Raw genomic sequence first — 25,361 nt, 5'->3', positions numbered from 1 at the left:
CCCCCCCCCCCCCCCCCCCCCCCCCCCCCCCCCCCCCCCCCCCCGCGTCCGTTACCGCTCCCTCGCCTACTCCAGATTCCCGCATGCACCCATCCGAGGTTTTATTCCAGGGCAATCGCCAGCCGCTGCTGCTGCCGGCTTGCGACCACTACGCCGGCTCCGAAAAGCTGATGCGCAAATCGATCGCCCTGCAACAAGAACTTGGCCCCCTGTTCGACATCACCCTCGATTGCGAAGACGGCGCCAGCGCCGGCAACGAGGAGGCGCACGCGCGCCTGGTGGCCGAACTGCTGTTGTCCGACGACAATAAATTCAACCGCATCGGCGCCCGCGTGCACGATGTCGACAGCCCCTTTTTCCTGCAGGACGTCGAGATCATCTGCGCCGCCGCCAAGCGCCTGGCCTACATCGTGCTGCCGAAGGTGCACAGCGCCAAGGAAGTCGCCGCCGCCATCAAGTTGATCAACACCCACGCCGCCAAGGCCGGCCGCAAGGACCTGCCGGTGCACGTGCTGATCGAAACCCACAGCGCGCTGCGCGAGGCCTACGACATCGCCGCCCTGCCGCAGGTGCAGTGCCTGTCGTTCGGCATCATGGACTTCGTCTCGTCGCACTACGGCGCCATTCCCGGCAGCGCGATGCGCACGCCGGGCCAGTTCACGCACCCGCTGGTGGTGCGCGCCAAGCTGGAAGTGGCCGCCGCCTGCCACGCGCACGGCAAGGTGCCGTCGCATAACGTGACCACCGAAATCAAGGACACGGCGGTTGCCGCCAACGATGCCCAGCGCGCCGCCGCCGAATTCGGCTACACGCGCATGTGGAGCATCCATCCGAACCAGATCAAACCTATTATCAAGACCTTCACGCCGCGCCTGTCCGAGGTCAGCGAGGCGGCCGCCATCCTGCTTGAAGCGGAGGCGGTCCAATGGGGGCCAATATCCCAAAACGGGCGCTTGCACGACCGCGCAAGCTACAGATACTATTGGACCGTTTTACAGCGCGCCAGACTGGCCGGGCTGAGCTTGCCCGAATCGGCCGTCGCGCTGCTCAACGGAAGCCCTACCGACCCCATACAGGAAGCACACTGATGTCTATCTCCAAACTATTCCTGGCCTGCAGCTTCGCGCTCGGCTCCCTGACCCTGGCCGCCGGCGCCCACGCCGACACTCCCGCGCCAGCCAACGCATCGGCCAAGAAAGCCGTCAAGAAGGCCAGCAAGCCCAAGGCCGCCGCCAAGCCGGTCGAAGCGAAGGCGCCGGACGAGGAGGCCGACGAACCGGCCATCGGCGACGCGTCCGTCATCGAATTCGACTGCGAACTGGGCAACAAGATCACCATCTACAGCAACGCCAGCGACGAGGCCCATATCGCGCTGCGCTGGAAGAAGCGCCTGCACCGCCTGACCCGCGTGGGCACCACCACCGGCGCCAACCGCTTCGAGAACAAGTTGTACGGCCTGATCTGGATCGGCATTCCCGCCAAGAGCATGCTGCTCGACTCCAAGCAGAACCGCCAGCTGGCCAACGAATGCCGCAACGCCGAACAGCTCAAGCCGGTCACCACCAGCGCGGCGGAACCGACCAGCACCAAGATCAGCATCCAGTAACAGCAATCAGTTCCAGCTCCAAAACGGGCGCGCCGGCACGGGCGCCAGCAACACGGTTTAACATCAACAATAGACGATACCCACTGAAGGAGAGGTCATGTCCCGCAACACTCTGAACACGCTTAAGGATTTCAACATTTCGGGCAAGAAGGGTAAGTTCTACTCCCTGCCCGCACTGGAAAAGAGCCTGGGCGCCAAAATCTCCCGCCTGCCGGTATCGATCCGCGTTGTGCTGGAATCCGTCCTGCGTAACTGCGACGGCAAGAAAGTCACCGAAGAACACGTCAAGCAACTGGCCAACTGGGGCGCGACCGCCGAGCGCACCGACGAGATTCCATTCGTCGTGGCCCGCGTCGTGCTGCAGGACTTCACCGGCGTGCCGCTGCTGGCCGACCTGGCCGCGATGCGCAACGTCGCGTACAAAATGGGCATCAACGCCAAGAAAATCGAACCGCTGGTGCCGGTGGACCTGGTGGTCGACCACTCGGTCACCATCGACCACTTCCGCGAAAAGAACGCGCTGGACCTGAACATGAAGCTGGAATTCTCGCGCAACAACGAGCGCTACCAGTTCATGAAATGGGGCATGCAAGCCTTCGACACCTTCGGCGTGGTCCCTCCAGGCTTCGGCATCGTCCACCAGGTCAACCTGGAATACCTGGCGCGCGGCGTGCACAAGACCGCTGAAGGCGTGTACTACCCGGACACCCTGGTCGGCACCGACTCGCACACCACCATGATCAACGGCATCGGCGTGGTCGGCTGGGGCGTGGGCGGCATCGAGGCGGAAGCCGGCATGCTGGGCCAGCCGGTCTACTTCCTGACCCCGGACGTGATCGGCGTCAACCTGACCGGCATCCTGCGCGAAGGCTGCACCGCGACCGACCTGGTGCTGACCATCACCGAACTGCTGCGCAAGGAAAAAGTCGTCGGCAAGTTCGTCGAGTTCTTCGGCGAAGGCACCGAGACGCTGTCGCTGACCGACCGCGCCACCATCGCCAACATGGCGCCTGAATACGGCGCGACCATGGGCTTCTTCCCGGTCGACGACGCCACCGTCGAATACTTCGAAGGCACCGGCCGCACCAAGGACGAAATCGCCGCCTTCGCCGCCTACTTCAAGGCCCAGGGCCTGTACGGCGTGCCGAAAGCCGGCGACATCGACTACACCCGCGTGGTGGAACTGAACCTGACCAGTGTTACCCCTTCGCTGGCCGGTCCCAAGCGTCCACAGGACCGTATCGAAATCGGCAACGTGAAGAACAACTTCACCGAACTGTTCTCGAAACCGACCACCGAAAACGGCTTCAACAAAAAGCCTGAACAGCTGAACCAGACCTACACCACCACCAACGGCGTGAACGTGAAAAACGGCGACGTGCTGATCGCCGCGATCACCTCGTGCACCAACACCTCGAACCCGAGCGTGCTGCTGGCCGCCGGCCTGCTGGCGAAGAAAGCCGTCGAAGCCGGCCTGACCGTCGCGCCGCACATCAAGACCTCGCTGGCCCCCGGCTCGCGCGTGGTGACCGAGTACCTGACCGCCGCCGGCCTGCTGCCATACCTGGAGCAACTGGGCTTCGGCGTCACCGCCTACGGCTGCACCACCTGCATCGGCAACGCCGGCGACCTGACCCCGGAACTGAACGCCGCCATCTCGACCAACGACATCGTCGCCTCGGCCGTGCTGTCCGGTAACCGCAATTTCGAAGCGCGTATTCACCCGAACATCCGCTCGAACTTCCTGGCATCGCCACCGCTGGTCGTGGCCTACGCCATCGCCGGCAACATGACCGTCGACCTGATGACCCAACCGGTCGGCAAGGGCAAGAACGGCAAGGACGTGTACCTGGGCGACATCTGGCCGACCTCGAAAGAGATCGCCAAGCTGATGAAGTTCGCGATGAACTCGAAAGTGTTCAAGTCGAACTATGCCGACGTCAAGGGCAACCCTGGCAAGCTGTGGGAACACGTGTCGTCGACCGAAGGCAACGTCTACAACTGGCCAGCGTCGACCTACATCGCCGAGCCGCCGTTCTTCGACGGCTTCGAGATGACCCCGAAAGCGGCCGCCACCGGCATCACCGGCGCGCGCGCGCTGGGCGTGTTCGGCGATTCGATCACCACCGACCACATCTCCCCTGCCGGCTCGATCAAGGAAGACGGCCCGGCGGGCAAATGGCTGCTGGCCAACGGCGTGCTGAAGGCCGACTTCAACTCCTACGGCTCGCGCCGCGGCAACCACGAGATCATGATGCGCGGCACCTTCGCCAACGTGCGCATCAAGAACAAGATGATCCCTGCCAAGGCGGACGGTTCGGCGGTTGAAGGCGGCATCACCATTCACCAGCCGAGCGGCGAGCAGCTGTCGATCTACGACGCGGCGATGAAGTACGTTGCCGAAGGCACGCCGACCATGGTGTTCGGCGGCGAAGAGTACGGCACCGGCTCGTCGCGCGACTGGGCGGCCAAGGGCACCCAGCTGCTGGGCGTGAAGGCCGTGATCGTGCGTTCGTTCGAGCGCATCCACCGCTCGAACCTGGTCGGCATGGGCGTGCTGCCGCTGCAATTCATCGGCAACGACAGCGTCGAATCGCTGGGCATCACCGGCAAGGAAGTCTACGACCTGAAGGGTCTGGAAGGCGAGATCAAGCCGCAGCAACTGGCTACTCTGGTCATCCATCGCGAAGGCAAGCCGGCACAGGAAGTCAAAGTGCTGCTGCGTATCGACACCCCGATCGAAGTCGACTACTACAAGCATGGCGGCATCCTGCCGTTCGTGCTGCGTCAGCTGCTGGCCGCATAATCAGCTAGTTGTCCCGTAGAGAACGCCCTGTGTGCTGAGGCCACAGGGCGTTTTTTTATGCACGTTTGCCGAATCAACTACAATACGAGTCATAAGGGTTATCATCTGCATGACTGATCCGTTTTTTTCACTTTTATGAGACTCTTATTGCGCTATGCGTCGTCCATCTAAAGATTCATCCCATAAATTGTCTGCCGAGAGCCAGCGCCTCGTCACCTACGCCCAGGCTGTCGGGCAGGCGGCCAGCCGTATCGAAGAGCGGGCCTGGGAGCACAGCCTCGATGCGCAGCTTCAGAAACTCCTCAAGACCGGCCACCAGGACACCATCGACGCCACCCTCAACGTGCTGTTCAAGGAAGACCTGAACGCCTACGACGTGTTGATGGATGGCGTGGAAGCGGCCAGCGAATCGAGCAGCGTGACCATGGACACCGCCGACGGCGTGCCCAAGCAGTACGACGTGCTGCTGGTGGCCGCGCCCATCCTGGCGTGGACGCGCTTCGCGATCGCTTCCGGTCCGATCCCGGCGGACATCCTGCAAACCCTGTCGGCGCATTTCTCCGCCCACCTGCTGGCCGACGGCACGCAGATGGCGATGTCTCCCACATTGTTCTCGATCGACCAGCTGCCGCGCAGCCATGTCGAGACCTACGGCAAGGTGCACAAGCTGGCGCAGGCCGCGCTCAAGGGCAGCGTGCTGAAGGCCGACACCAAGGTGCCGGAAACGGCGCCGTTCCTGGCCGACACCCGCTACCTGCTGGTGGCCGTGGTGGCGCCGGCCGGCGCGCCGCTGTTCCGCTGGCAGATGCCCGTCAACCAGGCGCAGTTCGCCAACGAGCGCGCCACCGCGCTGGAGCAATGGCGTGCCCAGGTCACGCCGACCATCAACCGCCTGCTGCCCGGCTGCGGCGTCGAGCTGCTGCTGCCGGAGGCGTACTACATGGCCTGCCGCGAGGCGGACAAGCTGATACGCCCGGTGTCGATCCGCGCCGCCGTGCACTACCTGACGCACACGCTGGCCATCGAGCCGTCCGAACTGCGCGCGGTGATCGCCGGCTTCGGCGAGGAAAGCGCCGACGGCCAGATCGACGAATACCGCGTGGCCTTCACGCAGCGCTCGACGCCGGACGTGATCTACGGCGTGGTGTGGCCGCTGTACGGCCAGGAGGACGAGGAAGGCACGCCGCCGGAAGGTCCGCTGCAAGGCGGTCCGGGCGGTGTGGTGCAGAAGCCGGTCACGCCGGTGGAGGAAATCGTCGCCCACCTGAACGAGGCCGGCGTCACGCAGATCAAGAAGCATGGCGAACGCTATGTGGCCGAGTTCTGCGACGACTGCGGCGCGCCGCTGTTTGCCGATCCGGTCGGCGAACTGGCCCACGCGGAAATGCCCGAGGATACGCCGACCGGCACCGAGCACTTCCACTAAGCAAAACGCCCCCGAGTTCATTCGGGGGCGTTTTTATTTCTGCGATTGCGGCGTCGGCGGCTGCAGGTAGATGACGATGGGCTGTTGCGGCTGTGACTGCTGCACCGCCGCTGCGGGACGTTCCCCAAGAGAACGGCTGGCGGCAAAATACAAGCCGCCGAAACCGATAAACATGCCGACCATGGACGCAACCATCCAGCGGTAGCCTTCGGCCGACATCTTGTGCATTTCGGCGCGCAAAACCTCAATGTCGGCCTTCGTTGCTAACGTCGGCACGATCGCGTCAATATGCGCCTTGAGCGCTGCAACCTCGCTGTCCATCCAGACAGATTAGTACAAATCCGGGCGCCTACCAAGCCGAAAACGGGTGTTTAATCAGGCTGGAGTTGAGGTAGCGCAGGTCGTCGGTGACTTCCTCGCCTACCCAGTCCGGCTTGTCGAACGCCTGGTCTTCCGAGCTCAGTTCGATCTCGGCCACCACCAGCCCGGCATTGGCGCCGAGGAACTCGTCGACTTCCCACACGTTGCCGGCGAACTCGATGCGGCGGCGGTACTTTTCGATCAGCGGCTGCTCGCACAAGTGGTCCAGCAGCTCGGCCGCATCGTCCATCGGTATCGGATATTCCCACTCGCCGCGCGTGGCGCCGACGTTGCGCCCCTTGATCGTCATCACCGCGCGGTCGCCCTCGATGCGCACGCGCACCACGCGGTCCTTGTGCGACGACAGGTAACCCTGGCGAAAGAACACCGGCTCGCCCAGATTCATCCACGCATCGCCGCGCAGCAGGAACTTGCGCTCGATCTCGACGCCCACGATCAGTAGTCGTCCAGCGACAGCAGGATGGGCTGCAGGATCGAAGCGCCCAGCGCCGCGCTGCGGGCGCCGTTCCAGCCCACGTGCGGATCCGGCAGGTCGGCGTTGTCCTTGAACGGCATCTCCAGGGTCAGCGCCAGGCAGCCGAAGTGATGGCCGACGTACTTGGACGCCAAGGTCAGCATGTCTTCCTTGTACTTGCTGGCCGCGTAGCCGACCTTGTCCTGGAAGTCCGGCGTCGCGTTCTTGTAGCGGTCAATGAAGGCCTGCTGCTTGGCGCGGCGCTCCTCGCTGAAATTCTCCAGCATCTCGTTGCCGGCCACGAAGTTGTAAGGCAGCGCCTCGTCGCCGTGGATGTCGAAGAACATGTCGATGCCGGTTTCGTGCATCTTCTGCTTCACATACAGCACTTCCGGGCTGCGCTCGACGGTCGGCGTCATCCACTCGCGATTCAGGTTGGCGCCGGTGGCGTTGGTGCGCAGGTTGCCGCGCACCGAACCGTCAGGATTCATGTTCGGCACGATGTAGAACACGCAGCGCTGCAGCAGCTTGCGGGCGATCGGATTGGCGTCGTCCAGCAGCGAATCGATCAGGCCTTCGATGAACCACTCGGCCATCGACTCGCCCGGATGCTGGCGCGCGATGAACCAGATTTTCTTTTCCGATTCCGGCTTGCCGACGACCACCATGTTCATGTCGCGGCCGTCGACGGTGTTGCCCAGGTCGAGTACGCGGGCCAGCGGATGCTCGGCCACTTCGCCCAGCAGGCGCAGATGGCGTTCGAACGAATAAGGCTCGAAGTAGGCGTAGTAGACGCTGTCGGTATCGGGCGTGTGGCGGATCGTCATGACCTGGCCGTCGAAGGAGGTCGGCACGCGGAACCAGTTTTCGGTGTCGTAGCTGGCCACGGCCTGGTAGTCCTCGTAGCCCTTGGCATAGGTGGCCTGGCCGGCGTTCAGGAAGCGCATCGTCACCTGCTGGCCGCGCGCGCCCTGCAGGCGGAAGTGGAACCACTGGTGGATGTCGGCGTGCGAGTCCTTGCGCAGATTCAGTTCGATCTCCGCCGCGCTGTCCGCGCGCAGCACCTCGATGGCGCCGGAATCGAAGTTTTGGCTGATTTTGATGGTCATGTTGATCCAATATTAAGTGTATGGCTATGACCCCTATTTTACCAGCAGCATGCTCCCTTCGCGCTTGTAGCGGGCATGCCAGGACAGCGCCTTTTCCAGCACGTGCGGCGTCTGGCCGCCGCCCGCCAAGGCCTCTTCCAGGTAGGCCCGCAACTGCGGGCGATAGTCCGGGTGGGCGCAGTGCTCGATGATCAGCGGCGCGCGCTCGCGCGGCGCCAGGCCGCGCAGGTCGGCCAGCCCCCATTCGGTCACCAGCACATCGACATCGTGTTCGGTATGGTCGACGTGGGCGGCAAACGGCACCACGCTGGAAATGGCGCCATCCTTGGCCACCGACTTGCTGACGAATATCGACAACTGGCCGTTGCGGGCAAAGTCGCCCGAGCCGCCGATGCCGTTCATCATGTGCGTGCCGCCCACGTGGGTGGAGTTGACGTTGCCGTAGATGTCGAACTCCAGTGCCGTGTTCAGCGCGATGAGACCGAGCCGGCGCACCACCTCGGGATGGTTGCTGATCTCCTGCGGCCGCAGCACGATGCGGTCGCGGTACTGTTCGATATTGCGGATGAATTTCTCGTGCACCGGCGCCGACAGCGTGATCGACGACGCGGACGCCATCGACAACTGCCCCGAATCGAGCAGTTCGATCGCGCTGTCCTGCAGTACTTCCGAATACATGGTCATGTCGCGGAACGGAGAATCGATCAGGCCGTGCAGCACCGCGTTGGCGATGGTGCCGATGCCGGCCTGCAGCGGGCGCAGTTCGGGCCCCATGCGCCCTGCCTTCACCTCGCCCTCCAGGAAGGCGACCACGTGGCGGGCGATGGCGTCGGTCTCCGCATCCGGCGGCAGCGCGCTGGAGGGACTGTCCGGGCTGTCGGTGATGACGATGGCGGCGATGCGGTCCGGATGCACCGGGATCGAGGTCCAGCCGATGCGCTGCCAGGGGTCGAGCAGCGGAATCGCGCTGCGATGCGGCCGCGCGCCCGGCAAATAGATGTCGTGGAAGCCTTCCAGCGACAGCGGCGAACTCAGATTGATCTCGACGATCACCTGCCTGGCCTGCTGCACGAAACTGGCCGAGTTCCCGACCGACATGGTGGGAATGATGCCGCCGTCCGGCGTGATCGCCACCGCCTCGACGACGGCGATATCGACCGCCCGCAAGTCGCCCGAGCGCAGCTGCTCGGCCGTCTCGGACAGGTGCTGGTCGATGAACATCACCTCGCCGGCATTGATCTTGCGGCGCAGCGCGGCGTCGGCCTGGAACGGCATGCGGCGCGCGACCACGCCCGCGTTGGCCATCAGGCCGTCGCTGTCGTTGCCCAGCGATGCCCCGGTCAACAAGGTAAGGTTCAGCGGCGTCCGACGCGCCCGTTCGACCAGCGCGAGCGGCAGCGCCTTGGCGTCGCCGGCGCGGGTGAAGCCGCTCATGCCGACGGTCATGCCGTCCCTGAACAGCTGTGCGGCCTGCGCCGCGCTCATTATCTTATCCATCAACGCCGGGCGGCGGATGCGGTCTTCATGCATGGCGTTCTCCTCGTTCTTTGATTCAGTATAGAATCCGGATATCAGTCGTTGCATGACTTAAATTCTCATATCCCAGTCGTTTTATTCATGGACATCCGCTCGCTGCGCTACTTCATTGAAACCGTCCGCCTGAACAGCTTCACGCAGGCGGCCGAATCGCTGCACGTCACCCAGTCGACCATCAGCAAGATGGTGCGCCAGCTGGAGGAGGAACTGGGCGCGCAGCTGCTGATACGCGAAGGCCGCAAGCTGACGCTGACCGACACCGGCGGCGTGGTCTACGCGCGCGGCGAGGAGATGCTGGCCACCATGAGCCGCCTGACGGCGGAAGTGCGCGATACGCAGGCGATGGAGCGCGGCCGGCTCACGGTCGGCATCCCGCCGATGATCAACCTGTTGTTCACGCCCGTGCTGAAGGCCTTCCGCCAACGCCACCCGAACATCGCGCTGACCTTGCAGGAAGACGCCGGCCAGGAGATCGAGCGCCAGGTGGCGCTGGGCGAACTGGAAATCGGCATGACGGTGCTGCCGGCCGATCCGCTGCTGGGGTTGCAAACGGCGCCCATCGCCAGCTACCCGATCTGGGCGCTGGCCGCGCGCGGCACGTTCCAGAAGAGCCGCAGCACGCTCACGCTCAAGGCATTGGCCAAGACGCCGCTGGTGCTGCTGAAGGACGATTTCGCCATGACCCGCAGCCTGCGCAAGGCCTTCGGCGACGCCGGCTTCGAACCGAGCATCGCCGCGCAAAGCGGCCAGTGGGACTGGCTGGTGGCAATGGCATCGGCCGGCATGGGCGTGGCGCTGCTGCCCGAGCCGTTCATCCACCGGCTGGCGATCGGCCAGATGGATGCGGTGCGGCTGACCGATCCCGGCCTGCAATGGCAGCCGGCGCATGTGTGGCGCGGCAGCTACCTGTCCTACGCGGCGCGCGCGTGGCTGGAGGTATGCCGCGATGTGCTGGGCACTACCGCGCCGGCAGCTCGTGGATCGCGATCCCCTCGATAGGGTCGATCTCCCTGTCCCACGGCCGCAGTGCGATGAAGCGCTTGGTATCCTCGTAGCCGGCCTGCCAGCGGGCGCGGATGCCGGCCGCGCTGAAGTCGATGTCCTTGGTGTGGTCCTCGTTGCCGACGCGCGGCGCCTTCAGCGACACCACGTGCATGGTGGTGCCGCAGCCCCAGGCGGCCAGTTCGCGCACCTCTTCCGACATCGCCGCCTCGTCCGACAGGTGCAGCGTCAGTTGGCGGATCACGTGACGCAGCCGGTGCAGCTTGCGCTGCTGTTCGATATTGCTGGCGCGGCTGGCGTACTGGATCTCCTTGTGCTTGTCCAGCACCTGCATCATGCTTTGCGGCTCGCTGCCGTCGGGGTTCCACACCTGCACCGAGAAGATCACCGAACTGCGGCGCGGCTCGTCGTCCAGCACCGCCTCGATCGGCGTGTTGGAATAAATGCCGCCGTCCCAGTATGGCTCGCCGTCGATGCGCACGGCGGGAAAGGCCGGCGGCAGCGCGCCGGACGCCATCACGTGCGAGGCGCCCAGCGGCTCCTTGCGGCTGTCGAAATAGCGCATGCCGCCGGTGCGCGCGTTGACGGCGCCGACGGTGAGCCGCGTGTGCTTCGCGTTGATGTAGTCGAAATCGACCAGCGTATCGAGCGTGGTGCGCAGCGGCGCGGTCTGGTAAAAGGATGCCTGCTCGATGCCGACCCTGGCGTCCGGATTCCACCACGACGACAGGTTCGGTTCGAAGAAGGCGGGGATGCCCTGGCCCACCGTCAAGGCATTGGCGAAGGCGCGCGGCAGGAGCGAAAAGCCCAGCGCGTTCTGCTCCATGCGGTGCCAGAACTGGCGCAGCCGGTCCAGCCGGTAGCGCGGGTCGTTGCCGGCGATGATGGCGCCGTTGATGGCGCCGATCGACGTGCCGATCACCCAGTCCGGCTCGACGCCGGCTTCGTGCATGGCTTGATAGACGCCCAGCTGGTAGGCGCCCAGGGCGCCGCCGCCCTGCAGGACCAGCACAACCTGGCCCGGCATGGACGGCGATGCCGAAGGTGACGACGGTCGGACGGGGGTACGATTCAAATCGGATCTCCACGGTGCACTGCAACATGGAGATTGTAGTGCACTTCCCCGCCGTCCGCAGCCGCTCTTTAGCCCAAGGTCACGCCACGTGCCTTGAGCGCTGCGCGCACGCCGGCGCCGTAGGCCGGATCGGCCTTGTCGAAGTGGCCCAGCTGGCGCTCGATGATCTCGGCGCTGACCTGGCTCAATGGACCGGCGATGTTGTTGAACAGGTTGCGCTGTTCCTGTGCCGGCATCAAACGGAACAGATTACCGGCCTGCGTGTAATCGTCTTCCTTGCCGCGGCCGTCGTAGCGGGCCGCGCCGCCGTGCAGCGCCAGCGCCGGCTCGCCGTGGCCGAGGCCTTGCGGATTGCTGCCGCCGGCGTCGACCGCCGCGTAGTTCTGCGCCGAGCCGCCGTTGGAGATCGCCATCGCACCGTCGCGCTGCTGGTTGTGGAACGGGCAGCGCGGCGCGTTCACCGGCAGGTGCTGGTGGTTGGTGCCGACGCGGTACAGCTGCGCGTCGTGGTAGGCGAACAGGCGCGCCTGCAGCATCTTGTCCGGCGAGTGGCCCATGCCCGGCACGATGTTGGCCGGCGACAGCGCGGCCTGCTCGACTTCGGCGTGGTAGTTCAGCGGATTGCGGTTCAGCTCAAACACGCCGACCGGGATCAGCGGGAAATCCTTGTGCGGCCAGACCTTGGTCAGGTCGAACGGATTCCAGCCGGTGCGCGCTTCCCACGCCGCCAGTTCGGCCTCGGTGGCCACCTGCAGCCTGACGTCCCACTGCGGGAAGTCGCCGGCGGCGATGGCGCCGAACAGGTCGCGCTGCGCGTAGTCGGGATCTTCGCCGGCGATGCGGGTGGCGACGTCGGCGGGCAGGTTCTTGATGCCCTGCCTGGTCTTCAGGTGCCACTTGACGTAGACGCGCTCACCGGCGGCGTTGATCAGGCTGAAGGTGTGGCTGCCGAAACCGTCCATGTGGCGGTAGCCGTCCGGCGTGCCGCGGTCGGAGAACAGCATCGTCACCTGGTGCAGGCTTTCCGGCGCCTTGCTCCAGAAGTCGAACATCATGGTCGGCGATTTCAGGTTGGTCTGCGGATCGCGCTTTTGCGTGTGGATGAAGTCGGGGAACTTGATGCCGTCCTTGATGAAGAACATCGGCGTGTTATTGCCGACCAGGTCCCAGTTGCCTTCCTCGGTATAGAAGCGCATGGCGAAGCCGCGCGGATCGCGTTCGGTGTCGGCGCTGCCCTTCTCGCCGCCGACGGTGGAGAAGCGCACGAAGGTGTCGGTCTTCTTGCCGACCTCGGAGAACAGCCTGGCCTTGGTGTAGCGGGTGATGTCGTGGGTGACGGTGAAGGTGCCGTAGGCGCCCGAGCCCTTGGCATGGACGACGCGCTCGGGAATGCGCTCGCGGTTGAAGTGCTGGAGTTTCTCGATCAGGTGGAAGTCCTGCAACAGCAAAGGACCGCGTTCGCCGGCGCTGGCCGAATTCTGGTTGTCGGCGACTGGGATGCCGGAGGCGGTGGTAATCGGTGGCTGACTCATGGCTATAACTCCTCGTTGTTCGATAGGGTGAAACTATTCTACCGAGACAACGCCATAAATAAAATCTATATATATCTATGGAATTGATAGCCAAAAACAATCCGGGGTCAGATCCGACATTTGGACACGAGCTCTGCTGTAGCGGCTGCTACAGCAGAGCTCGTGTCCAAATGTCGGATCTGACCCCGGATTGGACTTACGCTTCCTTGATGCGCTTGGCGATGTGGGCCAGGGCGTCCTCCACCTGGTCGATCAGGATCAGGCACAGGTCGCCCTCCTGCAGGCGTCCCATCGCGGTATCGATGGCGAGGAACTCGCCGTAGATCTCCTGGATGTGGGTGGTGCGCGGCGCGCCGTTCAGGCCGGAACGCAGCAGCCCCACCACCTCGCCGTCGACGCGGCCGCGCTGGCACGCGTCTTCGTACAGGATCACGTCGTCGAACGCGCGGCCGAGGATCTCGGTCTGCTGCGTGATGTCCTGGTCGCGGCGGTCGCCCGCGCCGGAAATCACCACCGAGCGGCGCTTGGCCGGCATCGTCTCCACCGCCTGCACCAGCGCCAGGATGGCGTCCGGATTGTGGCCGTAGTCGGCGATCAGCGTCGCGCCCTTGTAGTCGAACACGTTGAAACGGCCCGGCGCATTGTCGGAATCGTTGGCGAAGGTCTTCAGGCCGAGACGGATCGCGTCCCAGCTGATGCCCACGCCCCACGCCGCCGCCACCGCCGCCATCACGTTCTCCACCTGGAAGCCGATGGCGCCGTTGCGGGTGATCGGCACCATGGACAGCGCGATCTTGTTCAATTCCTTGCCTTCCGCGGCGACGATTTGGCCGTCCTCCACGTACACGGTGCGGCAGCCCTGCGCCAGGTGCGTGGCGATCACCGGATGGCCACGGTCGGCGCCGAAGAAGATCACCTTGCCGCGGCAGTTGGCCGCCATGCCGGCGACGATAGGATCGATCGCGTTCAGCACCGCGAAGCCGTGCTCGGAGACGTTCTGCACGATCACGCGCTTCAGCACGGCCAGGTCTTCCACCGTGGTGATGTAGTTCAGGCCGAGGTGGTCGCCGCTGCCGATGTTGGTCACCACGGCGACCTTGCAGCGGTCGAAGGCCAGGCCTTCGCGCAGCACGCCGCCACGCGCGGTCTCGAACACCGCCGCGTCCACGTCCGGATGCAGCAGCACGTTGCGCGCGCTGCGCGGGCCGCTGCAGTCGCCGCTGTCGGTCTGGCGGCCTTCGATGTAGACGCCGTCGGTATTGGTCATGCCGGTGCGCAGGCCGCTGGCGGTCAGCAGGTGCGCGATCAGGCGCACGGTCGTCGTCTTGCCGTTGGTGCCGGTGACCGCGACCACCGGAATGCGGCCGTCGTCGCCCGGAGCGAACATGGTGTTGACGATGGCCTCGCCCACCGCGCGGCCCTTGCCGTACGACGGCGCGATGTGCATGCGCAGGCCCGGCGCGGCGTTCACTTCGACCACGCCGCCGCGCTGGTTCTCGATCGGTTGCAGCACGCCGTCGCAGACCACGTCGACGCCGCAGATATCGAGGCCGATCATCTGCGCCGCCTCCACCGCGCGCGCCGCCACTTCAGGGTGCACGTCGTCGGTGACGTCGGTGGCGGTGCCGCCGGTCGACAGGTTGGCGTTGTTGCGCAGGATGACACGCTGGCCCTTGCTCGGCACGGAGTCCGCCTCCAGGTCCTGCAGCGCCAGGCGCGCGATGGCGATGTCGTCGAAACGGATCTTGGTCAGCGAAGTCGAGTGGCCGCTGCCGCGGCGCGGATCGGCGTTGACGATGTTGACCAGCTCGCGCACCGTGTGCACGCCGTCGCCGACCACCTGCGGCGGATCGCGGCGCGCGGCCGCCACCAGCTTGTTGCCGATGACGAGCAGGCGGTAGTCGTGGCCCGGCAGGTAGCGCTCGACCATGATGTTGTCGCGGAATTCCTTCGCCGTGTGGAAGGCTTTTTCCATGTGCTCCTTCGACATCACGTTGACCGTGACGCCCTTGCCCTGGTTGCCGTCCTTCGGCTTGACCACCACCGGCAGGCCGATTTCCTGCGCCGCCGCCCAGGCATCCTCGGCGTCCTCCACCGTGCGGCCGATAGGCACCGGCACGCCGGCCGCGTGCAGCAGCTTCTTGGTCAGTTCCTTGTCCTGCGCGATCGATTCGCCGATGGCGCTGGTGGTGTCCATTTCGGCGGCCTGGATGCGCCGCTGGCGCGAGCCCCAGCCGAACATCACCATGCTGCCTTCGGTCAGGCGGCGGATCGGGATGTCGCGGGCGATGGCGGCGCTGACGATGGCGCCGGTGCTCGGGCCCAGGCGCACATCCTCGTCCAGGTCGCGCAATTCGTTCAGCGCGCCGGTCAGGTCGAACGGCGTGTCGGCCAGCGCGGCGTTGATCAGGTTGTGCGCCAGCGTCATCGCCAGGCGGCCCACCGCTTCCTCGCTGTACTCGACGACGGTCTGGTAGATGCCGTCTTCCAGCGTGGCCGTGGTGCGGCTGAAGGTGACCGGGCAGCCGGCTTGCGCCTGCAGGCTCAGGGCCGCCACTTCCAGCACGCGGGCCAGCGGCACGTCGTCGTCATGGCCGGTCGGGCGCAGCGCGCCGATGGCGGGGAAGCGCGCATGCAGGCGCTGCTCGAAACCGCGCAGCGAGGCGATCGAGCGCTCCTCGGGCGGGCACGATACGATGACCTCCACCGCGGTGTGGTGGCTCCAAAGATTCGGGCCGCGAAGGGCGCGGGTGCGGATGACTTCCATAAATCTGCTTGTTCTTTCAGTGATGTATCAGTGATGAGTTCGCTTCGGGTTCGCATCGAACGTGCGCAGGCCGGCGCCGATCAGTTCAGGCGTCAGGCCCAGCGCCCAGCCGGCGGCGATCGCGGCCAGCACGGCCTCCGGCGGCACCAGCGGCGACAGCGGCAGGCTGGCCGCTTCGTCGTAGCCTTGGGCGAGCACGATGCGGCTCATGTCCTTGTCCTGGCGCTGGAACACCACGCGCTTGCCGTCCTGGCGATGCTGGGCGACGGCGGCCAGGTGCTCGTCGACGCCGTAGAAAATCACCTCGCCGTCGCACAGGTCGGCCATGTCCACCACTTGCGGATCGGCCGCGTTCAGCACCGCCACGCCGCTCGGCAGGATCACGTCGACCTGGGTGCGCAGCACGCCGTACAGCTTGTCGGCGCTGTCGATGTAAAACTCGCTCAGCTCTTCGAAGTCGCTGACGTCGGTGACCACGCCGACCGCGCACTTGTCGTAGGCCAGGCCTTCGGTCAGTATCATGCGGGCGCTGGCTTCGAACACGCCCGCTTCGACATTCTTGTTCAGCAGCAGCCGCTCGCCGGTTTCCCAGTCGCTGAAGCCGTCCTTGGGCAGCAGGCGGCCGTTGACGAACAGGCCGTCGGCGCAGGTCAGGCCGACCTTGCGGCCGCTGATCTGCAGCAGCCAGGCGATCAGGCGCGACGCCATCGTGGTGCCGTGCTTGCCGGCGATGCCGACGATAGGCATGCGGCCGCCCTCGTCCGGCGCGAACAGGTGGTCGACGATCGCTTCGCCGACGTTGCGCGGCTCGCCGCCGGCCGGCTTCAAATGGGCCAGCAAGCCGGGGCTGGCGTTGACTTCGATGATGGCGCCGCCCTGCTCCTGCAGCGGACGCGAAATGTCGGCGGCCACCACGTCGATGCCGGCGATGTCCAGGCCGACCACGCGCGCCGCCAGCGTCGCCATCGCGGCCACTTGCGGGTGCACCTTGTCGGTGACGTCGATGGCGACGTTGCCGTTCGGCTGGATCAGCACTTTCTGGCCGTCCTGCGGCACCGAGTACGCGGTCATGCCCTGGCGCTGCAGCTCGAGGATGATCTCGGCGCCATGCTGCGGCGCGATCTGGTTCAGCGGCGCGTCTTCGGTGGTGCCGCGGCGCGGATCGGTGTTGATCTGGCTGTCGCACAGTTCGATGATGTTGGATTTGCCGTCGCCGGTGACCCACAGCGACTCGCCGGCGGCGGCGGCCACCAGGCGCTTGCCGACCACCAGCAGGCGGTGCTCGTTGCCGGCGACGAAGCGCTCGACGATCACGCTCGTGCTGTCGCCCTTGCGCGCGGCCAGCGCGTACGCGGCGGTGACGTCGGCTTCGGTCATCAGGTTCAGCGACACGCCGCGGCCGTGGTTGCCGTCGTACGGCTTGACCACCACCGGCACGCCGATGTCCTGCGCCGCTTCCCAGGCCGCTTCGGCGCTGGTCACCAGTTCGCCCTCGGGCACCGGCACGCCGCACGAGGCCAGCAGCGACTTGGTCAGGTCCTTGTCGCTGGCGATGCCCTCGGCGATGGCGCTGGTCTGTTCGGTTTCGGCGGTCCAGATGCGGCGCTGGCGGGCGCCATGGCCCAGCTGCACCAGGTTGCCGTCGGTCAGGCGGATCGACGGGATCTTGCGCACGGTGGCGGCGTCGACGATGTTGGCGGTGCTCGGTCCCAGGCACAGCGACTCGACCATGTCGGTCAGCTCGGCCACGGTGGCGGCCAGGTCGTAGGGCTTATCCTCGATCATCGCCATCAGCAGGTCGCGGCCGTGGGCCAGCGCGGCGCGGCCGACCTGCTCCTGGCGGGTGCGGAAGGCCATCTTGTACATGCCGGTGTTCTCGCCGATCTGGCGGGTCTTGCCGAAGCCGGTTTTCATGCCGGCCAGGTTTTGCAGTTCCAGCACCACGTGTTCCAGGATGTGGCCGGCATAGGTGCCGTCGCGCAAACGCTCCAGGAAACCGCCATGCTCGCCCACGCCGCAGCGGTGCACGATCAGGCCCGGCAGGACCGTCGTCAGGCGTTCATACAAGCCAGGCAACAAATTCGAGGGGAAATTCTCCAGCTCGCCAATGTCCAGCCACGCCTCGATCACCGGGCGATAAGTCCAGATGTTGGGCCCGCGCAAATGGGTTACGCGGAGAACTTCAATGTCTTTCTTCTTGATCATGTTTCTATTCTTGTATCTTTGTTATCAGCCGTGGCCAGCCCGCGCCGTATTTTAACCTCTGTACCACCACTGGTAGCCAAATTGCATTTGGCCGTCCCTGCGTGTGCGTTATACTTGCCGCCAACAAAACACTGGTTCATCTTGATTTCTGTCAAGGATGTAACAACTGACAGAATACCGTAAATAAAGCAGTTATATCAGACGCAACACCTACTAGTTCCACCTTTTGTTCCACCTTTTCTCCGCCGGAGTACGCTGCACGATGACAACAGAACAACTTTCCTCCAACTCCAGCCAGAGCGAGCTACCTGAGCGCTGGCGTTCCGAGATACAGGCACAACTTTCCCAAGGGGAAAACGTTGTAAGTGCCCTGGAGGTTGACTTGGATGAACAACTTCGTTTTTCCAAGGGGATAATTCTGGTCACCGGCACCCGCGTCCTGGCGCGCGCGCCGGGCCGCAACGACTGGCAAAGCTGGCCCTTCGACCACGACCTGGCGCTCCAACACCATGACCACGCCGGCGTCGGCCACCTGGAACTGATCAACGCCGGCGGCCGCCTGGGCGCCTGGCGCTTCACGCTGGGCCAGAACCTGCAGGCGATCCGCCTGGTCGAGCAGTTCGACGCCCACCGCGACAGCCACGCCACCGGCGTGCCGGTGCTGCGCGAAGAGAAAAACATCTGCCCGAGCTGCAAGGCGCCGCTCGAACCCGAGCAGGAGGAATGCCCGATCTGCACCAAGGTGGTCTACACGCCGCCGTCGACCTGGACCCTGTTCCGCCTGTGGCGCTTCGCCAAGCCGTACAAGCTGCCGCTGGGCTTCGGCTTCGCGCTGATGCTGCTGTCGACCGGCGCGCACATGATCCCGCCCTACCTGACCATCCCGCTGATGGACAATGTGCTGATCCCTTACCAGAACGGCAAGGCGGTCGATCCGATGATGGTGGCGCTGTACATGTCCGGCCTGGTGGCGTCGGCCGTGCTGGCGTGGATACTGGGCTGGGGCAAGACCTACGTGCTGGCGCTGGTGTCGGAGCGCATCGGCGCCGACCTGCGCACCGAGACCTACGACCATCTGCTGCGCCTGTCGCTGGAATACTTCGGCGGCAAGCGCACCGGCGACCTGATGTCGCGCATCGGCAGCGAGAGCGACCGCATCTGCGTGTTCCTGTCGCTGCACCTGCTCGACTTCGCGTCCGACTGCCTGATGATCATCATGACCGGCGTGATCCTGTTCTCCATCGATCCGTGGCTGGCCATCTTCACGCTGCTGCCGCTGCCGTTCATCGCCTGGCTGATCCACGTGGTGCGCGACCGCCTGCGCACCGGCTTCGAAAAGATCGACCGCGTGTGGGGCGAGGTGACCAACGTGCTGGCCGACACCATCCCCGGCATCCGCGTGGTGAAGGCGTTTGCGCAGGAGTCGCGCGAAGCGGCGCGCTTCCGCACCGCCAACAAGCACAACCTGGCCGTCAACGACAAGCTGAATAAAATCTGGTCGCTGTTCTCGCCCACCGTGTCGTTCCTGACGGAGCTGGGGCTGTTGGTGATCTGGGTGTTCGGCATCTACCAGGTGTCCAAGGGCCACATCACCGTCGGCGTGCTGTCGGCGTTCATCGCGTATTCGAGCCGCTTCTACGGCCGCCTCGACTCGATGAGCCGCATCGTCTCGGTGACGCAGAAATCGGCGTCGGCCGCCAAGCGCATCTTCGACATCCTCGACCACGTGTCGTCGGTGCCCGAACCGGCCAATCCGGTCAAGCTGGCCAAGGTCGACGGCAACATCACCCTGCGCGAAGTGGGCTTCCGCTACGGTAACCGCGCCGTCAACCGCGGCATCAACCTCGATATCAAGGCCGGCGAAATGATCGGCCTGGTCGGCCATTCCGGTTCCGGCAAATCGACCCTGGTCAACCTGATCTGCCGCTTCTACGACGTGTCCGAAGGCGCGATCATGCTCGACGGCGTCGACATCCGCTCGTTCGCCGTGTCGGACTACCGCCGCAACATCGGCCTGGTGCTGCAGGAGCCGTTCCTGTTCTTCGGCACCATCGCCGAGAACCTGGCCTATGGCAAGCCGGACGCGACCCGCGCCGAAATCATCGCCGCCGCGCGCGCCGCGCATGCGCACGAGTTCATCCTGCGCCTGCCGCAGGGCTACGACTCGATGGTCGGTGAGCGCGGCCAGGGCCTGTCCGGCGGCGAGCGCCAGCGCATCTCGATCGCCCGCGCGCTGCTGATCGATCCGAAGATCCTGATCCTCGACGAAGCCACCTCCTCGGTCGATTCCGAGACCGAGAAAGAGATCCAGCGCGCGCTGGAAAACCTGGTGCAGGGCCGCACCACGATCGCCATCGCGCACCGCCTGTCGACCTTGCAGAAGGCCGACCGCCTGGTGGTGCTCGACCGCGGCGTGGTGGTGGAAGAAGGCGCGCACGACGACCTGATGGCGCGCGAAGGCGCCTACTACCGCCTGTACCAGGCGCAGGCCCGCAACGTCGACACCGATCTGGACGACAGCGGCAGCAAGGAATAAGAGAACACTATGACGAGCAAATTTGAATTGGTACGCAATCCCTTCGGCCGGCTGGTGCTGACCACCACCGAGGGCGTGGTGCACGAAGGCGTGGCGCCGGTGCGCGCCTTCCCGGTGCAGGCGCCGACCGACGGCATCGCGCTGGTCAGCACCGACGGCAAGGAAGTCGGCTGGATCGACCGCATCGAAGACCTGCCGGCGGCGCAGGGCGAGCTGGTACGCGAGGAATTGTCGGGACGCGAGTTCATGCCGGAGATCGCGCGCATCAACAGCGTGACCAGCTACGCCACGCCGTGCACCTGGTCGGTGGCGACCGACCGCGGCGACACCGAGTTCGTGCTGCGCGGCGAGGAGGACATCCGCCGCCTGACGGTGGACACGCTGCTGGTCTCCGACATCCACGGCATCCACTACCTGATCCGCGACGTGCGCGAGCTGGACAAGCACAGCAAGAAAATCCTCGACCGCTTCCTGTAAGCGCGTCAGCCGTCGCCGGATTGTTTCCGGCGGCGTCCTCCTCACCGGCCCAGCCCGGCATACTCCTGATACAGCACAAGGCGGCCTCAAAAAGCGCCCGCATGATGGAATCGTGCGCCCGTCGATACGGGCAGGAAGGGCCTACAATGAAACTCCCGGAACCGAAATCCTTTGTGCCGCCTCGCTCGATTCCAAAACCGAAGCGCAAGAAGCCCAAGCCTCGACCAAAGCAGCCTCAGCCGAAGAAAGGGGATTAAGATGAAACCAGACAAGGAGCAACTGCAGATTGAACTGCGCTATGCCCAGCGCGTCGGCCAGCGCAGCGTGCGCTTCTATCGACGGATTCAGACTACCTTAACATTTATAAGCATGCTGGCCGGCAGCAGCGCGATTGCTGCAATTGCCGCGCAAATGCCGATGGCCGCCACGTGGATGATGGCCGCGTTTGCCATTTTTGGCATTCTCAATTTCGCCATAAGACCGGCGGAAAAAATCGCCGCACTACATTCGGACGTCCGAAAGTACGCGGCGCTGATCGCCAAGTCCGACAACCTCGACGCTGCCGCGATCCAACATCTGCTACACGAGGCAAGGCAGACCGATTCGGAAGAAATTGAACCACTACGCGCAGTCGCGTACAACGATGTCATGCTGGAAATCGACGAAACCGACTCGCTGATTCCGCTGACACCCATGCAGAAACTAATGAGCGCGCTGGCCTGAGCCGTATCTCAAAATCTAGTGCGGCCGGCGGCGGAACCAGCCGGCCAGCGACAGACGGTCGCGCGTGGCCGGCAGCACTTCATGCGGCATGTCGGCCGACAGGAACAACACCAGCCGGCTGCCCATCGGCGCGATGTCGTTGACGGGCGCGTCCAGCGGATGCAGACGCAGGGCGCCGCCCTGCTCCAGCCGCCAATCCGGGTTCAGATAAATCACCACCGAGACGGTGCGCAAATCGTCATCCTGAAAACGGTCCAGATGCTTGTGGTAGGCGGCGCCGGGCGCGTACAGCGCGAAGTGGCTTTCGTAGCTGTCGAGCCCCAGGAAGAACTCCCGGTTCAGCGCCAGGCGCAGCGATTCCATGATCGCCAGATAACGGTCGCAGGCATCGGAGCGGCCCGCCTCCAGCCACAGGATGCGGTCGCCCCGTATGTCCGCGCGCACCGCCTGCGCGGCACCACGCCCGACGGCGGCGAACGCCAGCGCGCCCTCCGCCGCCTCGACACGGCATTCGTCGGCCAGCGCCAGCGTCAGTTCATCGGATAAAAACAGATTCTGCTGCGACCAGCCATGCAAGGCCAGTCCATCCAGCGTCAGTTGATGCAGGCCGGCGGCCGGGGTGGGGAGTTCGATAGGCATGGGACTCCTGGTGAACGACCATGGTAACACCCGCGTGCCGCCGTGGATCGCCTTATTTGAAGGCCTTGACGGCCGCGTCGAATTTCACCTTCAGCGACTGATCATGGTGGCTGACGGGCGGCACCTCGCGTTTGATGTCGAGCAGCTGGTAGACCGCCATCTGCGCCGCGCGCACCGAATACTCGACCGTGAACACCACATCTTCCGGCACCTCGACAAACTGGCTGACAAAGGCCAGGTTGCGCGAGTTCGGCGGCACCGGCAGCGGACGGTCGCTCTTAAAGCGCGGCATGAACATGCTGGTGATGTAAGGCATGCGGCACGGTATGCAGTTCGCCGCGGCGAATACTTCCGCCATGTCGAAATTCAGGTGTCCGCACAGCTCGCGCAGGATTTCCTCGCCGCTGCAATCGGCCATCGGCTTGGCGATGAAGTCGCCGATGCGGTCCGGATGCAGCGCATAACCCCAGCACACCTGCACGCCCTCCGGCTGGCCCGCGAAATGCGGCTGGTGCGCCAGCACCACCGACAGCAGCCAGTTCGAATCCTTGAACGTCACCAGGCCGCCGGTGCCGGCGACGTTGCCGCTAAACTGCTGCATCTTGTTGAAAAACGCGGGATCCTTCAGCGTGACGGTGAACGACTCCCACCACGATTCGGGAATGCTGGAATTGAACGCCGCCGGATTGCCGAACTGCGGACGGTCCACCGCCAGCTTTTCCCACAAGGCCCAGCCCTGGCTGTCGCGCTTGTCCAGCTTGGGCGGGGCGCTGTGCATGCTGCCGTAGCTCGACGCATCGGTCATCGAACCGTTCTGGAAGAACACCAGGTCATGCGGACCGACGGCGATGGTTTCGGTTTCGCCGTTGCGCACGCAGCGCAGCGAGGTCGCGGTCAACGTGCCGCCCTCCTCCATCACGGCGATATCGTCCACCTTGCAGTTGTGGACCACCTGCACGCCCTGCTTTTGCAGCCAATCCTGCAAGGGCCGCACCAGCGAATCGTACTGGTTGTAGACGGTGCGCTTGACGCCGGCCAGCGTCTCGATGCGCGAGAACTCCATCATGAAGCGGTGCAGATAGCGCTTGAACTCCACCGCGCTGTGCCAGGGCTGGAAGGCGAACGTGGTGGCCCACATGTACCAGAATTTGGTGTCGAAGAATTCCGGCGATAGCCAATCGGTGATGGCGCTGTTGCCGAGTGTTTCCTCATCGGCTTCGGCCAGCGCCAGCAGCTCGGTGCGGTCCTGCATGGAGAACCCCATCGACGTCACGTTCACGCGGAAGCGGTTGCGGTCGACCAGGCGCGCTTGCGAATGCGACTGGTGCATCTGGTTGAAGGCGATGGTCTCGTCGTAGACGCTTAGTCCTTCATGCTCCAGCGACGGAATGCTCTTGAACAGGTCCCACGTGCATTCGTAGTTGTCGGTGGTGAGCATCCGGCCGCCGCGCAGCGTATAGCCGGTGTCCGCATCGCCACCGCCGTCGAGACTGCCGCCGGCCACCGGCATGGCCTCGAAGATGGTGATGCTGGCGCCGGCGATACCGCCGTCGCGGATCATGAACGCGGCCGCCGCCAGCGAACCGATACCGCCGCCGACCAGGTATGCTTTGATGGGATTGCTCATGGAACCGCCCTTTTTATTGGATAGAGTTGCCATGATAGTGCTGCACGAGCTGTCAAAAATGTCGCACATTACCCGAAGGCATCAACTCCATGAGGCAGGTCAAAATTCCGATAAAAAAAGGCTCCCCGCAGGGAGCCTTCCACAACCACCGCGCCGGGCGGATTATTTTTCCGAATACATATTGGCGTATTTCAGGCCGAAGTACAGGATGAAGGTGTAGCACGCGGCCGGCACCAGGAACGACAGCTGCAGGCTGATGTTATCGGCCAGCAGGCCTTGCGCGAACGGCACCAGCGCGCCGCCGACGATCGCCATGCACAGCACGCCCGAACCCTGGCCGGTCAATGGACCCAGCTTGTTCAGCGCCATCGAGAAGATGGTCGGGAACATGATGGAGTTGAACAGGCCGACCGCCAGAATCGACCACATGGCCAGGTGGCCGCCGCTGAAGATCGCCACCAGCACCAGCACGATTACCGCCGCCGAGTTGAAGGCCAGCGCCTTGCCCGGGCTGACCGAGCGCATGACGGCGAAGCCGATGAAACGGCCGATCATCGCGCCGCCCCAGTAGTAGCTGACGAACGGCGCCGCGTCGGCGGCCGCCAGGCCCATCACTTTCGGGTCGCCCATGAAGTTGATCAGGAAGCTGCCGATACTGACCTCGCCGCCCACGTACAGGAAGATCGCCACGGCGCCCAGCACCAGGTGGCGGTGCTTCAGCACGGCCGACCAGCCGGCGCTCTCGCCGCCTGGTTGTTCAGCGTCGACGATCTTCGGCAGGCGCGCGAACGCGAACAGCACGGCCAGCGCCAGCAGCGCCAGCGCCAGCACCAGGTAAGGACCCTGCACGCTGGACGCTTCCTTGGCGTGGTAGGCCGCCTGCTCGACAGCGGGCAGCTTGGCCAGGTCGGCCGCGCTCAACACGCCGCCGGCCAGGATCAGCATGCCGCCCAGCGTAGGCGCCACGGTGGTGCCCAGCGAGTTGAAGGCCTGGGTCAGCGTCAGGCGGCTGGATGCCGTCTGCGGATCGCCCAGCACCGTCACGTATGGATTGGCCGCCACCTGCAGGATGGTGATGCCGCCTGCCAGCACGAAGAAGGCGATCAGGAACAGCGTGTAGCCGCTGGTCGCCGCCGGATAGAACAGCGCACAGCCGGCCGCCGCGATGGTCAGGCCGGCGACGGCGCCGTGCTGGTAGCCGATCTTCTTGATCAGCATACCGGCCGGCAGCGAGACGATGAAATAGGCGCCGAAGAAGCAGAACTGCACCAGCATGGCCTGCACGTAGGTTAATGTATAGACAGCCTTCAGGTGCGGGATCAGCACGTCGTTCAGGGACGTCAGCAGGCCCCACATGAAGAACAGGATGGTGACGATGACCAGCGGACCGGTGTTGCCGCCGGCCTGCGATTGGCTGCCCGCAACCGGGGCAGCTTGCGAATAATGTTCCATGCTTTTAC

General features: G+C 64.7%; 19 protein-coding genes. 8 read left to right on the top strand and 11 right to left on the bottom strand.

Annotated features, from left to right (window positions below; genetic code table 11):
• Positions 1-83 precede the first annotated feature (83 nt).
• The 4 genes from ACCD07_RS21490 (at position 84) to ACCD07_RS21475 (ending at position 5,838) form a co-directional block, all read left to right on the top strand.
• A complete protein-coding gene (locus tag ACCD07_RS21490) occupies positions 84-1,088 on the top strand; it encodes an HpcH/HpaI aldolase/citrate lyase family protein (protein WP_413448507.1) in 1,005 nt (334 codons plus the stop codon).
• Complete coding sequence (locus ACCD07_RS21485) at positions 1,088-1,606, top strand: hypothetical protein (protein WP_176651990.1); 519 nt, start codon at positions 1,088-1,090, stop codon at positions 1,604-1,606. The genes ACCD07_RS21490 and ACCD07_RS21485 overlap by 1 nt, the downstream gene beginning before the upstream one ends.
• Before the next feature lie 97 nt (positions 1,607-1,703).
• Positions 1,704-4,412: an aconitate hydratase AcnA gene (gene acnA, locus ACCD07_RS21480; protein WP_176651991.1), complete on the top strand. Its 2,709-nt coding sequence runs from the start codon at positions 1,704-1,706 to the stop codon at positions 4,410-4,412.
• Between the two features lie 154 nt (positions 4,413-4,566).
• Positions 4,567-5,838 carry a DUF2863 family protein gene (locus ACCD07_RS21475; protein WP_413448506.1) on the top strand — a complete coding sequence of 424 codons (1,272 nt, stop codon included), beginning with the start codon at positions 4,567-4,569 and terminating at the stop codon, positions 5,836-5,838.
• Between the two features lie 33 nt (positions 5,839-5,871).
• Here the strand turns inward: ACCD07_RS21475 and ACCD07_RS21470 are convergent, their stop codons facing one another.
• From ACCD07_RS21470 to ACCD07_RS21455, 4 genes are read right to left on the bottom strand one after another with little or no spacing between them, the layout of a single operon-like run.
• Positions 5,872-6,159, bottom strand: a complete 288-nt coding sequence (locus tag ACCD07_RS21470) for a hypothetical protein (protein WP_176651993.1) — start codon at positions 6,157-6,159, stop codon at positions 5,872-5,874.
• A 28-nt stretch (positions 6,160-6,187) separates the two neighbouring features.
• Positions 6,188-6,652: a CYTH domain-containing protein gene (locus tag ACCD07_RS21465; RefSeq protein WP_176651994.1), complete on the bottom strand. Its 465-nt coding sequence runs from the start codon at positions 6,650-6,652 to the stop codon at positions 6,188-6,190.
• Between the two features lie 2 nt (positions 6,653-6,654).
• Positions 6,655-7,782, bottom strand: a complete 1,128-nt coding sequence (locus ACCD07_RS21460; protein ID WP_176651995.1) for a carboxypeptidase family protein — start codon at positions 7,780-7,782, stop codon at positions 6,655-6,657.
• 33 nt (positions 7,783-7,815) lie between these two features.
• Positions 7,816-9,312 carry an acetyl-CoA hydrolase/transferase family protein gene (locus ACCD07_RS21455; RefSeq protein ID WP_176651996.1) on the bottom strand — a complete coding sequence of 499 codons (1,497 nt, stop codon included), beginning with the start codon at positions 9,310-9,312 and terminating at the stop codon, positions 7,816-7,818.
• Positions 9,313-9,399: 87 nt separating this feature from the next.
• On the opposite strand from ACCD07_RS21455, the gene ACCD07_RS21450 reads away from it, so the two are divergent.
• Complete coding sequence (locus ACCD07_RS21450; RefSeq protein ID WP_353402755.1) at positions 9,400-10,317, top strand: LysR substrate-binding domain-containing protein; 918 nt, start codon at positions 9,400-9,402, stop codon at positions 10,315-10,317.
• On the opposite strand, the gene ACCD07_RS21445 is transcribed toward ACCD07_RS21450, so the two are convergent.
• The 4 genes from ACCD07_RS21445 to cphA (ACCD07_RS21430) form a co-directional block, all read right to left on the bottom strand.
• Entirely contained in the window at positions 10,277-11,347 is a 1,071-nt protein-coding gene (locus ACCD07_RS21445; protein ID WP_353402753.1) for a patatin-like phospholipase family protein, read from the bottom strand. The genes ACCD07_RS21450 and ACCD07_RS21445 overlap by 41 nt on opposite strands.
• Before the next feature lie 116 nt (positions 11,348-11,463).
• Positions 11,464-12,927 carry a catalase gene (locus ACCD07_RS21440; protein WP_413448505.1) on the bottom strand — a complete coding sequence of 488 codons (1,464 nt, stop codon included), beginning with the start codon at positions 12,925-12,927 and terminating at the stop codon, positions 11,464-11,466.
• 196 nt (positions 12,928-13,123) lie between these two features.
• Positions 13,124-15,694: a cyanophycin synthetase gene (gene cphA, locus ACCD07_RS21435; protein WP_413448504.1), complete on the bottom strand. Its 2,571-nt coding sequence runs from the start codon at positions 15,692-15,694 to the stop codon at positions 13,124-13,126.
• A 27-nt stretch (positions 15,695-15,721) separates the two neighbouring features.
• On the bottom strand, positions 15,722-17,899 hold the full coding sequence (cphA, locus tag ACCD07_RS21430; protein WP_413448503.1) for a cyanophycin synthetase: 2,178 nt from the start codon (positions 17,897-17,899) through the stop codon (positions 15,722-15,724).
• 262 nt (positions 17,900-18,161) lie between these two features.
• On the opposite strand from cphA (ACCD07_RS21430), the gene ACCD07_RS21425 reads away from it, so the two are divergent.
• The 3 genes from ACCD07_RS21425 to ACCD07_RS21415 all read left to right on the top strand — a co-directional run bounded on the left by ACCD07_RS21425 (position 18,162) and on the right by ACCD07_RS21415 (position 21,635).
• Positions 18,162-20,435 (top strand): ABC transporter ATP-binding protein, encoded by a 2,274-nt coding sequence (locus ACCD07_RS21425; protein ID WP_413448502.1) that lies wholly within the window; start codon positions 18,162-18,164, stop codon positions 20,433-20,435.
• A 9-nt stretch (positions 20,436-20,444) separates the two neighbouring features.
• Complete coding sequence (locus ACCD07_RS21420; protein WP_176652003.1) at positions 20,445-20,912, top strand: DUF1854 domain-containing protein; 468 nt, start codon at positions 20,445-20,447, stop codon at positions 20,910-20,912.
• 258 nt (positions 20,913-21,170) lie between these two features.
• On the top strand, positions 21,171-21,635 hold the full coding sequence (locus ACCD07_RS21415; protein WP_413448501.1) for a hypothetical protein: 465 nt from the start codon (positions 21,171-21,173) through the stop codon (positions 21,633-21,635).
• Between the two features lie 15 nt (positions 21,636-21,650).
• On the opposite strand, the gene ACCD07_RS21410 is transcribed toward ACCD07_RS21415, so the two are convergent.
• The 3 genes from ACCD07_RS21410 to ACCD07_RS21400 form a co-directional block, all read right to left on the bottom strand.
• On the bottom strand, positions 21,651-22,274 hold the full coding sequence (locus ACCD07_RS21410; RefSeq protein ID WP_413448500.1) for a 2OG-Fe(II) oxygenase: 624 nt from the start codon (positions 22,272-22,274) through the stop codon (positions 21,651-21,653).
• A gap of 52 nt (positions 22,275-22,326) precedes the next feature.
• Positions 22,327-23,901: an oleate hydratase gene (locus ACCD07_RS21405; RefSeq protein ID WP_413448499.1), complete on the bottom strand. Its 1,575-nt coding sequence runs from the start codon at positions 23,899-23,901 to the stop codon at positions 22,327-22,329.
• A 162-nt stretch (positions 23,902-24,063) separates the two neighbouring features.
• Entirely contained in the window at positions 24,064-25,353 is a 1,290-nt protein-coding gene (locus ACCD07_RS21400; protein ID WP_176652007.1) for a sugar MFS transporter, read from the bottom strand.
• Positions 25,354-25,361 lie beyond the last annotated feature (8 nt).

This window comes from Duganella sp. Dugasp56 (genome assembly GCF_047304105.1).
In the GTDB taxonomy this organism is placed as follows: domain Bacteria; phylum Pseudomonadota; class Gammaproteobacteria; order Burkholderiales; family Burkholderiaceae_D; genus Rugamonas; species Rugamonas hordei.
Note: the sequence above shows the minus strand (reverse complement) of the source record. Positions and strands in the feature narration are given on the sequence as shown.

Coding starts and splice junctions, on each gene's coding strand:
- ACCD07_RS21490 (WP_413448507.1), top strand. CDS start 84: ATGCACCCATCCGAGGTTTTATTCCAGGGCAATCGCCAGCCGCTGCTG.
- ACCD07_RS21485 (WP_176651990.1), top strand. CDS start 1,088: ATGTCTATCTCCAAACTATTCCTGGCCTGCAGCTTCGCGCTCGGCTCC.
- acnA (WP_176651991.1), top strand. CDS start 1,704: ATGTCCCGCAACACTCTGAACACGCTTAAGGATTTCAACATTTCGGGC.
- ACCD07_RS21475 (WP_413448506.1), top strand. CDS start 4,567: ATGCGTCGTCCATCTAAAGATTCATCCCATAAATTGTCTGCCGAGAGC.
- ACCD07_RS21470 (WP_176651993.1), bottom strand. CDS start 6,159: ATGGACAGCGAGGTTGCAGCGCTCAAGGCGCATATTGACGCGATCGTG.
- ACCD07_RS21460 (WP_176651995.1), bottom strand. CDS start 7,782: ATGACCATCAAAATCAGCCAAAACTTCGATTCCGGCGCCATCGAGGTG.
- ACCD07_RS21455 (WP_176651996.1), bottom strand. CDS start 9,312: ATGCATGAAGACCGCATCCGCCGCCCGGCGTTGATGGATAAGATAATG.
- ACCD07_RS21450 (WP_353402755.1), top strand. CDS start 9,400: ATGGACATCCGCTCGCTGCGCTACTTCATTGAAACCGTCCGCCTGAAC.
- ACCD07_RS21445 (WP_353402753.1), bottom strand. CDS start 11,347: ATGCCGGGCCAGGTTGTGCTGGTCCTGCAGGGCGGCGGCGCCCTGGGC.
- ACCD07_RS21440 (WP_413448505.1), bottom strand. CDS start 12,927: ATGAGTCAGCCACCGATTACCACCGCCTCCGGCATCCCAGTCGCCGAC.
- cphA (WP_413448504.1), bottom strand. CDS start 15,694: ATGGAAGTCATCCGCACCCGCGCCCTTCGCGGCCCGAATCTTTGGAGC.
- cphA (WP_413448503.1), bottom strand. CDS start 17,899: ATGATCAAGAAGAAAGACATTGAAGTTCTCCGCGTAACCCATTTGCGC.
- ACCD07_RS21425 (WP_413448502.1), top strand. CDS start 18,162: ATGACAACAGAACAACTTTCCTCCAACTCCAGCCAGAGCGAGCTACCT.
- ACCD07_RS21420 (WP_176652003.1), top strand. CDS start 20,445: ATGACGAGCAAATTTGAATTGGTACGCAATCCCTTCGGCCGGCTGGTG.
- ACCD07_RS21415 (WP_413448501.1), top strand. CDS start 21,171: ATGAAACCAGACAAGGAGCAACTGCAGATTGAACTGCGCTATGCCCAG.
- ACCD07_RS21410 (WP_413448500.1), bottom strand. CDS start 22,274: ATGCCTATCGAACTCCCCACCCCGGCCGCCGGCCTGCATCAACTGACG.
- ACCD07_RS21405 (WP_413448499.1), bottom strand. CDS start 23,901: ATGAGCAATCCCATCAAAGCATACCTGGTCGGCGGCGGTATCGGTTCG.
- ACCD07_RS21400 (WP_176652007.1), bottom strand. CDS start 25,353: ATGGAACATTATTCGCAAGCTGCCCCGGTTGCGGGCAGCCAATCGCAG.